The following is a 12,533-nucleotide window of genomic DNA, read 5'->3' as shown; positions in this document are numbered from 1 at the left end:
CGTAGATCTGGCCGCGTCAGGCTACGCGCAGCGTGGGTTTGGTCTCAAGCGACTGGTCGATCGTAGCGGCCACCATCTGCGCGGTGACAGCGCTGAGCGTCCAGCCCAGATGGCCGTGGCCGGTGTTGTAGAACACGCGCGGCCGATGCCCTGCGCCGACACGCGGCATCATGTCGGGCAGCATCGGCCTCAGGCCGGCCCAAGGCAGCACTTCACCGACGCTGACGCCGGGGAAGAGCTGGCGGACCCACTGGACCAAAGGAGCGATGCGGTCGGCACGGATGTCGCGGTTCTCGCCGTTGAACTCGGCCGTGCCGGCCACGCGGAAGCGGTCCTTGCCGAGCCGCGAGGTGACGATCTTGGCATCCTCGTCGAGTAGGCTGACCCATGGTGCCGCGCTCTGGCTCGCCTCGTCGCGCAGCATGACGGTGATGGAGTAGCCCTTGACCGGATAGACATTGACCCGGTCGCCGATCATCGCGGCAAGGCGGCGGCTGCCCACGCCGGCACAGATGACGAGGCCATCGAAGTGGCCGACATCCTCGATGCGGGCATCAAGCAGGCTCGCCGTGCGGATCGTAACCCCGCGGTCATGGACGGCAATCGCCTGCACCGCGCGATCAAGCTGCAGCACCGCACCCTTGCGCTCGCACGCGGCGGCGAGGCCGCGGGTGAACTTGCAGATATCGCCCGTCGCGTCAGAGGGCGTGTAGTAGCCGCCACAGTAGTCGCCGCTGACGGTCGGATCGATCCGGCGCATTTCCTCCGGGCTGACCTGGAAGCGATCAAGCCCGCCCGCGCGGACAAGCTCGTTGGTGCGCGCCGCATCGGCAAAGCTCTGCGGGTTCCGGTAGATATGGAGGATGCCGCGCTTCTCGCAGTCGAAATCGATGCCTTCGCGCTCGGCGATATCGAACAGGTATTTGCGCGCCTCGATCGCGAGCCGCACCGTTTCCATCGTGTTGACATCGTGCTTGGGGATTGCGCCGAGGAATTCGGCGATCCAGGAGAACTTGTGCCAGCCCGGGCGCGGGTTGAACAGCAAGGGCGCATCGCGCCGCGCCATCCAGCGCAGACCCTTGAAAACCGTCCCGACCGAGTTCCACACTTCGGCATTGCTGGCCGAGAGCTGCCCGCCATTGGCGAACGAGGTCTCCATGGCCGGCAGGGGCTGACGATCGATGACAGTGACGTGATGCCCGCGCTCGATCAGCGCGTAGGCCGTGGTAATGCCGGTGATGCCGGCGCCGATAACCGCAAAATGCGACATGAGCTCTTGCTCCATGATGAGTGAAATGAGTCTCAGCCGGCCCATGCGGGCCAGCGCGGCGTTCATTTCCCCATCTCTGTCGCTTGTGCCTGAGAGCTTGACCGTTTCGGTATCACGCACGGACTGCGCATGACCCTACACTTCGGCTTTCTCCGTCGGCGGATGGCCGCGAAATGCCGCGCCATCACTCTCCAGAGTGTCAAGACCGCACGGTTCCTGGTGCCTGAGAGTTTCCTGGGGGGTTGCTCCGTCGGCGCCGGATCGAAACAGAGGCTTCATCCGGGCTCTCCCATGCGGTCATCAAGACAATGGTTGCGGCGTTCTCCTTGTTGCGAAGGCCGTGGTGGCCAGAATGGCTTGCGAAGCAAGTAAGGTCATGACTCGAAGGCATGACCTTATCTCGCCAGTTGATTGTGCATCAGCGAAGAGATCAGGTCCAGCCCCTAATCCCGTTAGCCCACAGCGATCACTCAGCGCGCTGTCACCGCCGCCACAGCAGGCTTCGCCGCGTCACCCACCACGACAAAGGCGGCCCAGTAGAAGGGATGCGAGGTCTGCGGATCATCCATCAGGGCGGCCTCGGCCCCGGCGAGTGCATGACCGACCGACTCCGAGGGCTTGCCGGCAAGGAGGCCGCCGATCAGCCGGCGTGTCGCGTTGAAATCATCCGGGACCGGCCAGTGGCTGGCGATCACCGCGCGGGCGCCCGCACCGGTGAAGGCGCGCACCAGCCCGTCGAGCGCGTAGTTGCCGCCCGTCGTCACCCCGGCCTCGCGGCTCGCGGCGACAGTCGCCATGCCCGCCGTATCACACGCCGAGAGGATCACGAGATCGGCATCAAGCTTGAGATCGAAGATTTCGCGGAAGCTCAGCAGCCCATCCGATCCCTTGGCGGCAAAGCTCGTGACCAGTGCCGGGCGTGCCGGACAATCCTTGCGCGGGGCGGAAACCAGACCATGCGTCGCGAAGTGGAGGACGCGGTACTGATCGAGTGACGGATCGGCGAGGAGGCCGGCATCGGTAAAGCTCGTGCCGGTCTTCACCACGCTCATGCTGCCCAGCGTTTTGGCCGCAAACAGCAGTTCTTCAGGCTTCACCGGGCGCTGCCAGACCGCCAGCGGCCAATCGCAGCTATCCGCCACCGCCGTCACGGGCCGCTGTTGCGGAACCGAATTGTTGCCCAAACCGAGATAGGGGCGCCGCGCGGTCGAAGGTGCGAGAGCTCTCAGATCGAGGAAAGCGCGCGGACTGACCGCGATGGAGATCGCGCGCCCGCGCCCGAGCCAGGCGATGCCGGTAAAGTCGAATGCATCCGCATCGATATCGACCGTGCGCGCCTTGTAGGCCGCGATGCCGGCGTCGGCGGTGACCAGAACTGCAGGCGGCAGCTGGAGCATCGCCGCATCAGGCTCGAACACGAGGTGGCTCACGCCTGCGAGTTCGGCATCGACCGGGCCAAACAGCGCCTTGTAGAGGCTGCGCGACCGATCAAGATCAAAGGGCCGGTTGACCGCCCTCCCGTTCTCGATGGTAACGATGCTGTCGCGGATCTTCTGCACCTCGCGCGCCAGGGTGCTGCGCGAGAGCGGCACGGCATAGAGGCGGGCCGATCCGGCCGTCGCGTAGAGCCCATAAAGGTCCTGTCCGACCGCCACGAGCTTGTAGTAAGCCTCGCCGGACTTGAGCGCGGCCTGCATCTCGGCCAGCGCCGCCCGCTTGGGCGCGAGCGCGGTGTAACGCGGATAGGCCGCCAGCTTCGCCAGAAGCTGGGTCTGCTCGCGGCGCAAGGCCTCGAGCGTTTGCTGCTGCGTACCAAGCTCGGTCGTCTCGGCAGCGGTGGGATTGGCAAGCCCACCAAGCCGCGCAACTTCCCCCTCGGCGCGCGCGATATCCCGGCCGCGCGCGAGCGAGAGGCGGAACAGCGCCGCCGCCGCATCGTTGCCTTCGGCCAGTTGCCGCGCGAGAATGGCCTGCGTCTGCGCCACGCCCGGACGCTCGAGCACTTGCGCCGCGGCAAACGCGGCGGCAGCGTGTGCAGCGGGATCGCCGCCCTCACCCACCAGCAGGCCGAAATAGGGCGCGAGCAGGTCGCGCAAGGTGGTGCCGCTATCCGGGACCGACGCGCTTTCTTCAACCACGGCGCCGAAGAGCTTGGCGGCCTCGCTGCGATCACCGGCGGCCAGCAGGAAGGCAGCCTTGCGCGCTTTGGCGGACAGCACTGCCGGTGACGCCGGATAGGCCGCTTCCAGCGCGGCAATCGCGCGGTTGAAGCCTGCCTCGGCCTCGCCTTTGCGTCCGGCCGCTCCGGCAATCTGAGCCATCTCGATATCGATTTCGGCCGTGAGCCAGACGATCGAGCCGACTTGCCCGCCGCGAACTGCACCGAGCCGCTCGCGCGCCCTGGCGAAACCATTAGCAGCCTCATCGATGCGGCCTGCCATGCGCGCGGCGGTGGCGCCGATTGCGAGAGCCTGTCCGTCAAGGATTTCGGCCTTTTCCGCGCGGCTCAGCGCAGGATCAGGCGTGCCCATGCGGCGAGCGGCACTGTTCTCGCGATTGATCGCCTCGGACAGAGGCAGATTGATCTCGCCCTCCGCCAGCATTGCGCCGTTGAATATCGCATTTACCGGGTCAACCGGCCTTGCCAGTTCCGCCGCTGCTGCATCGGGACGGCGCTGGTTGAGCTGATCAAGCGCGCGGTAATTACGCAGCAGGCGCTGGCTGAGGCCGTCGCCGGTAAGCTGCGCCCGTTCACTTTCGCCAAAGAGCCGCGCGGCGACATCGAAGTTGCCGAGGTTGGACTGCTGGAGCCCCTCGTTGGCGAGCGCTTCCGCCATCTCGGCCCGCTCGCCCTGCAGGCCCCGCGCCTTTTCCGCCAGAACTTCGAAGAAGGCGGCGGATTCGGCAAAGCTGCTGCCGTTGTTGCGCAGGTACCCTTCCCCCCGCACCCCCAGCGGATCGAGCAGACCCGCCTGCAGACGCGCGAAGGCTGCCGCATCGGTCACTTCGGTGGTGGCGACCTTGATCTCGCCCGGCACCGCCTTGTTCAACACGACGCTGGCCAGCGCCAGACGCAGCGCGGAATCATAGGCAGCGAGGCCTTCGACGAAGTAGCTGGTATCGCCGCGCACGAGGGCATAGCGGCGGTAATCAAGCCCGCTGGCCGGATCGCGGCAGATCATCGCCTCGGCATTGCCAAGCGCCGCAATCTCCACGCGTCCGGCAGCACCGCAGGCGCGCTGGGGCCCGGCGGTGGCGGGAACACCGGCCACGGGCGCGGCGTCGATGGGGACCGCATGCCGCAGCGCGACCAGTGTTCCCACCGGGCCAGCAGCGTCGCGGCAGGAAATCGTGTAGCCGCGATCGAACATGCCGCTCAGGCGGGGATCGCGCGGCGCGACTTGCGCGGAACAGACCACGCCCGCCGAGCCGAGGCGGAACGTGCTGCGGACCGAAATCGGCACTGTGCGCGCGGAAAGCTCTGCGGGAACGAAACCACCACCGATCATGCCAAGAACGGCGAGCAGGCCGAGTGCGCGCTTCATGGCCGCACTCCTTCGGGCGCACTGCCGCCGGCCAGCGCCGGATTGCCGCTGCCTGCGATCGGTTCGTCAACCTCGCCGGGCAATGCATCCGGCTGGACGGGAAGCAACAAGGGCTTCGGGAGGATCGCGTTGCCGCTTGGAGTCTTGCGCTCGTCGGGATCGCGTGGTGTGTCGCCGATCCGGGGTTTGCCCACACCCTCGATCACAGTACGGATGCCGGGATCGGGCAGCTGCCGGGCATCGAGCCCACAGGAAACCGCGGTGAGCAAGCAGCCGTTGAGGCGGCTGTCCGCCGTGAAGCCGGAGAAATCGAAGCCGCTGTTCTTGAACTGCCGCCACGCCTGGGCCCCGCTGACGAGCCCGGTCGCCGTGCGGAAGGTGCCGTTGATGATCACCGCGATCGGGTCCGGTCCAGCCTGCGCAACCTTGAAGCCATCGAGCGGCTCCTCGAAACCCAGCGGATCGAAGCCATTGCCTGTGCGCTGGATATAGAAGCTGCGGCCCACGGTGAAATCGAGCGCGCCAGCCCGCAAGACCGGCCCGGTGCCCCCGGCACTCACGCGGTCCAGCGCCGGTTCGACTCCGGCGAAGAAGGGATCCGCAGCAAGCTGAGCCAGGAGCGGCGTTGCCGCCACGTGGATGTCTCGCGCATTGATCCGCAGCGTGCCGGCGGCCACATCGCCCGTGCCCAGCATCGTGAGGCTGCCGGTATCGGCCGCGATCTGGAACTGGCCGGTGCGGAAGACGAGCGCGTTGGTTGAACGGAAGCCGATAGCCCGGAGCGCGCCTGCGACGCGGATGGTCCCGCTCGGCGCACCGGCCACCGCTCCTCCGGTTGTGAACTGCACGGTGCCGAGCGGATCATCGATGGTGCTGCCCGCATCGGGACCGGTCATGTCCAGTTTGCCGATCAGAAGATCGATAGGCCCCGCCACATCCCGCGCGAAAACGCTGACCGACCCGCTGTTGATGCGGCTCCATTCGGCATTGTCGATCGTGAAACTGCCGGCGGGAACGACGCTGCCATCGAGCCCATCGCCGATGCGCATGCCCGCCGCATTGCGCGAAACCAGCGCGATCGTGCCCGCAACGCCTGCGTTGAGGCCGGAGCCTGCCGGCATGTCGAGATCGTTCGCGCGCACTTCGATCGAGGGGGATTGCCACACCCCGCCAAGCCGCACCGTGCCGACGGCATCGACGAGGATGCTGCCCGTGGCGATGATGCCCTGCGTGCTGGCGTCACCAGCCACCGTTGCCGTGAATGTCGCAGCACTAGCTGGCCCCGTCAGCGTGAGCCCGCCGCCAGTAGTCAGGCCCACGGCGCCATTGGATGCCACGGCTCCCGCAGTCACAGCCGCCCCGCCCGTTACGGTAACGCTCGTGCCGCCGGTGAGGTTGCCGCCCGTCAGCGCACCCGTCGCATTGAGCGCAAGGGCATCACCTGTCGCTGCCGAGGTGACATCCATGGTCGTGCCGGAGGTCAGGTCGATCCGGTTGTCGGCAACAAGTGCCCCGGCGGCCAGAGCGCCTCCCGCCTGCAGCGTGATCGCGCCGCTTGCCGGGAGCGCCCGCCTCGTGGTCACGTTACGGACCGAAACAGCGCCGAGTGACACTGCCCTCAGCGCGCCGGCATTGATCGCACCCGTCACGGTGATCGAGCCGCGTGCCGGCACTGGAGCTGCGGTCAGGACTGCCTCAAGGTCGTAATCGCTCAGCGGATTGCCGCCGAGCGCGAACATCTCGTAATCCGCCAGCAGCACGCGGCCCGGCGCGGTGATCGCCCCGAGCGACTGCGCGCCGCCGGCGAGGACTGCGACATCCCGCCCGGTGATCGAACCGGTGGTGATCGTCCTGGGCGAAAGCACGATGACATCGCGCGCCGCGGCCAGATTGCCGAGCGTGACCCCGGTAAGGCCGCGCACAGTAATCCCGTAAGTCGCGCCCAGCAGCGCAGACGGGCTGACAAGCCCCGCCGAAACGGCGCCGGCATTGACCGTCCCGTCCGAGAAGAGTTGCACGCTGTCGCCCGACTGGATGGCACCGCTCACGGCGACCGAGCTCGTGCCGGTGAGGTCTACGCGCTGCCCTGCCGTGACCGCACCGGTGGCCAGTGCTGCGCCCGATGTCAGCGATGCCGCACCTGTGGCCGTGATGGTGCCCACACCAACAACGCCAGGTGCACTGACTGTCACGTCGCCACCCGCACGGATCGCGCCGAGCGAAGCGGTCGTGCCCGCCGTCACACCGACTGCGCCAAGCGATGTCAGATCATCGAGGCGAACACGGCCCGGCGCGGTGAGCGTAAGCGCACCGCCGCTGCTTGCCGAAAGATGGGCAAAGAGATCTGCGCCCGTCGTCAGGCTGACCGATGTCCTGCCTGAAAGCGTGCCAGCTGCACCGGCGGGGACCACGCCCGGCAGCCAGTTCCCGGCAGAGATCGTCACGGTGTCGGCCGAAACATCCGCCCCGTCGAGCGTTGCCGTGAGATCGGCAGGCGTAGTGAAGCTGAGGGTGTCCGTCAGCACGGAATTGCCGCCCTTGAGCGCGATGGTCGAGGCCGGCGCCCCGGCCGCCGCCGTCCCCGCAGTGCTGAAAGCAAGGCTATCTGCACCGAGTGATCCGCCATTGATTTGCCAGATCAGCGGGTGGCCGAGAATGGACGCCGTTCCGTTGGTTACGCCCGTGCCGCCGGAAGCATTCGCGCTCAGCGTTATCGCCTGGCCGTTGATCCGGCCGGTTCCGATCAGCAGGCGAGCGCCGCGCAAGTCGCCGGGATCGGCGCTGCCACCAACTTGCGCATTGCCGCCAGCGCCAGTCCCGCTGCTGCCGCCCGTCGCATCGGCCTGGACGACGATTGTGCTATCGAGGTTGAGGACCCCCGCTTCGGCAGTGATAGTCGCCGTGCCGCCCACAGCATTGCCGCCGTTGCCATCGGTTGCCGTGACGAAGCCCTGCCCGCCCGCACCGCCTGTTCCGCCGAGGCCGTTCGCGAATACGCCCGCTTCTCCGATCGTGGCAGACCCAGCGGGCAAACCCGAAGCAGGCGCCGCGATCACACCCAGCGTGGCCGCACCGCCGCGGCCAATGCCGCCCGCCCCGCCGACGCCGGAGGGACCACCGCTCACAATACTTCCGCCCGTGCCGCCGATGCCTCCCTCGCCATTGGCGGACACCGTACCGCCTGCCAGCACAAGATTGGCGTTGCCGGCCTGTGCCAATACGCGCGCGCGTCCGCCCGTGCCATCGCCGCCAGCACCGCCCGCGTCCGGGAGCAGGAACGGCGTGCCGCCCACGCCGCCGCTTCCACGTGCATCAACCTGCGTTCCGCCAAAACCCACGGTCGCACCGCCTTCAACCGCCGCGAAACTGATGACATCCGCGTTGCCGCCGGTGCCCGCGCCGCCAATGCCGCCATTAGCGCCCGCGCCGCCAACGCCAGTGGCCTGCACGGTCAACTCGGCGCCATTCACCGAACCATTGCGTGCGGTGAGCGCCGCAGTGCCGCCCGTGCCGGTGCCGCCGTTTCCGCCATCCCCCCCGCTACCGGCTGCCGATACGGTCGTCAGCCCGGTGACAGTCATACTACCGCCGCCACCAAGGGTTGTTGCATCGCCCGCGGCAAGGCTTGCCGTGCCACCGGTGCCGGCACCGCCCGTTCCGCCCGAGCCGGTCGCGCCCGACACGGCGAAATTGACCGTTGCCCCCGCACCGCCCCGGCCGTCTGCCAGCACATCAAGGGTCTGCGCAAAGGTAACCGCGCCGCCGGTCGAGCGGACCGCCGCGCTGCCGCCCACGCCGGCGCCCCCGTCCTTGCCAGCGTCGATTGCCGCTGCCCCGCCCTGTCCGGTCGCATCAACCGTGACCGCATTGCCGAAGTCGAAATTCGTGGCAGCACCGGCAATCACGCTGGCATTGCCGCCCGTACCCGTGCCGCCTTCCACCGTGCAGGAAATGCAGCGCTGACCGGCGCCGCCGATCCCGCGCGCATCGAGCGTGGTGACGCCGGTAACGGCAAGGCCGCCGCCATTCGCCCTGCCCTCGATGATGGCCTGCCCACCGGCCCCGTCCGCGCCCGCAAAGCCGTCGTCAAGCGCGCTGCCGCCGGTTCCCGAGGCATCGAGCACCAGATTGCGGCCAACCGTGACGTCGGCTTCCCCTTCGAGCGAAAGCTGCGCGATGCCACCATTCGCCTTGTTGGGGCCGGTGGGAGAGTTGAAACTGAAGCTCTTGCCGGTTCCGCTCGCATTGAGCGTCAGATCGCTGCCGATATCAACCACCGCGCCGCCCCGTGCGGTTAGCGTTGCGTTACCGGCTTGCGCATCAACGCTGACGAAAGGTGCGCGGGCGCTGCTGATCGTCGCAGCGCCGCCGACCCTGAGGCTGCCCTCATCAACGGTGATCACGGCATTGCCACTGTCCGTCGTGGGGCTTCCGGAAATCTGCCCCGTATCAAGAGCCGTCAGCTGCAGGTCGCCGGTCACATCAAGCGTGGAGCCGATACCGCCAACCGAAATGAATGCGCCGTCATCGGTTGCTGCAGCAGGGTCCGCAGCACCGGACAGCGAGAGATTGGACGCAAACGTCCCGGCATTGCCGCTATCGACGGTGAGCGAGGCCTGGCCGGTGGCCTTCCCGGTAAGCTGCGAGGTCGCATTGATCGCCCCGATCGCCAGCGTCGCCGGCGCAGCGCTGCTCGCGGCGCGCACTGCATCGATCAGGCCATTGGTGATGTTGTACCCGGCCGAGAGCACGATGGCGTTGCCATCCACATTGGCGGCCCCGGCCACATCGAAACCGAGCGTGCTGCCGCCCTTGATCGCCATGGTAATGGCATCGTTTCTGGGCACGGCGACCATGTAGACCCGGTGCACCGCATTGGCATTGCCCACCGGCCCGGTGATCGCGCCGTCGTTGGTCACCACTTCCCCGGCCGCGCTCGTCCCCTGATCGATCTGGATGTCGAACAGGCCGTTGGGCCTGAAGGTGATGGTCGACGCGTCCGCCGCCACGATCACCGCCGAGCCATCGACGTTGATCGTGCCCGAATTGGTGACCTTCGGCGCGATCAGCGCGACATAGGCGTTGTTCGACGCGGCCGAGATCCGGGCCCCATTCTGCACTTCCACGAAGCTGCCAGCATTCGCTGGCAAGAACCTGTAAGTGCCTGCAGTTCCGAACGCGCCGGTAGCGGCATCAAAGTTCAGATCCGAGGTCGTCAGAACGAGATTGCCGACGTCGAAGAAGCCCGTCGCGGATACGAGAATGCCGCCCGGACTATAGAAGAATACCGTCCCGCCCCGGCTCGCGGCGCCCGTGGCGAGGTCGACGATCTGCGACGTGACGGTTCCATTGAACGTGATCGGCCGGGTCACGTCTGCGGGCAGGATCCGGTTGAGCACGGTGAGCGAAGTCGCGTCACGGTTGGTGAACAGCGCGCTAGTGCCGGCGGACTGGAAATTGATCGGCCCGCCGCCCGAGGCGATGTCGTTCGGTGACCAGTTGATCACCACATTTGGCGAATCCGTCGCAACGAGAGTCGATCCCGCGCCCTCGATGATCGCGCCCGAACCGGCCACGATCGTGCCGGACGCGTTGAACGATTGCGCGGATGCGACCGTTGGCGCGGCGGCCAAGATCGCCGCCAAGGCAAGCAGAGACCCAGCGCTGGCAAGTCTCGGGCGCATCAGCGGCCTCCCCATGGTGCGAGGCGGGTGGTCAGCGAGACCAGCAGCCTCGGCGCGGGCTTGTGGTCGAGGAGCCCGACCCGGTCGAGCGGAACCGCAAGGCTGGCATCAAGCCGGAAACGGCTGCCGAGCTCAGCCCGCAAGCCGCCGCCGACGGAACTCAGGCGCTGGGGCTTTCCGGCCCCGCGATCCCAGGTCCAGGCAGCATCGAAAAAGGCAAACGGCTGCACGACCGGTCCGTTGCCGCGGCCAATAGGCAGATGCGGTCCGCGCAGTTCGGCAGACACGCCAACCCCGCTGTCACCAAGGATCGCACCGGGATCATACCCACGCCCGACGGTGTAATTGCCGGGTGCAAAGGCTTCGAAACCCAGCACTTTTCGAAAAGCATACTGTCCACGCGGATGAACGGCGAGCGCAAACCGGCCGAGCGCGCGTTCGTACTCGACTTCAGCCCGCACCACAGTGGCCGCCGGCGATGCATCATACCGGCTCGTCGGCACGCGGGTGCCGCAGGCAGCGCCAACGCATGAAGGCGAAGCGCCCAGACCGGCGAGTCCCTGCCTGATCTCCAGCGAGCCATCAATCCGCCAGGCCGGTTCGGCGCGGGTCAGGTCCATCCGGTCAAAGTCTAGCCGGGCCCAGAGCACCCGCAACCGGTCGCGGCTCAGCGGAAGAATGAGCGTCGTATCCTGATTGAGCAGATCGAAGCCGCCGCCCAGCCAGAGATCGCCCGCTTGCGAACGAACGAGCGGATAGCGGGCATAGAGACTGGCGAGCAAGGTCGTTGCCTCGAGCGGGGCCCCACCGGTTGTCTGGCCCAGATCCGGCTTGGTCCAGGCATACGTCAACGACGCACCGACGAGAAGGCCGTCGCTTCCCGGGCGAAACTCATGGCTGGCCTGCAGGATGCGCTGCTCGCGGAAATCCGAAGTGGTGTAGTAGGACAGCGTGGTCGCATCGCCTGCGCCGGTGATGCCGAAGACTTGCGCGCGCAGTTGCCCGCCCCACCGGCCAGTGGCTGCAGCAGCGAGGTTCTGGACCGAGAAATCGGCAGCAAATGCCTGACGCAGAACGGTTACTTCACCAATCAGATCGCCCGGTGCGGTGCCTGCCGGACGCAGGGTGAGCTGCACATTATAGCCCGGCAGATCGCGCGCCAGAAGCAGGTAGCGCTCGGCCTTGTTGCGATCGAAGATGTCGTCCCGGGTCAACCGACCAAGATAGGCCGTGAGCTTGCGTTCGGCCCCGCGGGTTTCGCCGCGTGCGCGGATCGCGGTGATCCGCGCGTAGAGGACTTCGAGGCGCACCTCGCCGTTCTCGATCCGCTGGACTGGCACCTGCACCGCCGCAAGATACCCCTTGCCGCGCAGGATGGTCGCCGCCGCGTCCCGGATCTCGCACAGCACCGAAATGGGCTGCGGGGTTCCGGCCAACGGCTTCCATGCGGCCTCCATCTCGGCCGCGGTTGCACCCTTGAGCCCGTTGAAAGTGACGGATCGGATCGTCGTGGTGATCTTGGCGAATTGCGGATCGGCGAGCGGGCAGCCCGAACGCTCGATCCCGCCCGAGACGGTCAGGCGCGGCGCCTGCACCGCGGGTGCGCGGGTTATACCGCCCAGCTCATCGCGGCTGGGCCCGGCAATCGAGGGCGTGCTGACCTGGGCCGATGCGCCTGAAGGCAGGCAGGCGACCAAGCTTGCGACGGCGGCGATGAACACAAGCGGTAGCCAGCGACCGCGGAGCAATCCTGCCCATCGTCTGCCGGTGCTCGCACCCTCCTCCATAATCGAGGCCCTTACCTGCCCTGTTGCGGTCGTTGCGGCCCCGCCATTCTGGTTACGTTTCGCGTAGCAAGCGGCGAGTGAGCGAGTCAAACGCTTTAGGGCATTGCCAATTTATTGTTTAAGAACGATATTTAGGAGCATTGATCCAAAGCGGAACGATGTACAAATCGACTCGCACCGTTGTCGGATCATGCCCGATCTCGCTCCCGCAAGCGGACCTCAGCACCGGAACCGAACCGGTCGGCCT

The 12,533-nt window shown here is 67.0% G+C and carries 4 protein-coding genes and 1 riboswitch; all 4 genes read right to left on the bottom strand.

What is annotated here, in order from left to right; genetic code table 11:
- Nucleotides 1-16: 16 nt before the first annotated feature.
- Nucleotides 17-1,336: a D-amino acid dehydrogenase gene (locus K5Q19_RS06520; RefSeq protein WP_292942410.1), complete on the bottom strand. Its 1,320-nt coding sequence runs from the start codon at nt 1,334-1,336 to the stop codon at nt 17-19.
- Nucleotides 1,337-1,470: 134 nt separating this feature from the next.
- Nucleotides 1,471-1,572: riboswitch (glycine riboswitch) on the bottom strand.
- A gap of 168 nt (nt 1,573-1,740) precedes the next feature.
- The gene (locus K5Q19_RS06515; RefSeq protein WP_292942408.1) at nt 1,741-4,815 is read right to left on the bottom strand and encodes a CHAT domain-containing protein; all 3,075 of its coding nucleotides are present in this window, start codon (nt 4,813-4,815) and stop codon (nt 1,741-1,743) included.
- Nucleotides 4,812-10,499 (bottom strand): hypothetical protein, encoded by a 5,688-nt coding sequence (locus K5Q19_RS06510; RefSeq protein WP_292942405.1) that lies wholly within the window; start codon nt 10,497-10,499, stop codon nt 4,812-4,814. The genes K5Q19_RS06515 and K5Q19_RS06510 overlap by 4 nt, the downstream gene beginning before the upstream one ends.
- A complete protein-coding gene (locus tag K5Q19_RS06505; RefSeq protein WP_292942402.1) occupies nt 10,499-12,220 on the bottom strand; it encodes a ShlB/FhaC/HecB family hemolysin secretion/activation protein in 1,722 nt (573 codons plus the stop codon). Before K5Q19_RS06505 ends, K5Q19_RS06510 begins: the two co-directional genes overlap by 1 nt.
- Nucleotides 12,221-12,533 lie beyond the last annotated feature (313 nt).

The sequence above is a fragment of the Novosphingobium sp. genome (assembly GCF_019748365.1).
GTDB lineage: Bacteria > Pseudomonadota > Alphaproteobacteria > Sphingomonadales > Sphingomonadaceae > Novosphingobium.
The sequence above is the reverse complement of the archived record's forward strand: the minus strand, read 5'-3'. Positions and strand labels throughout refer to the sequence as shown.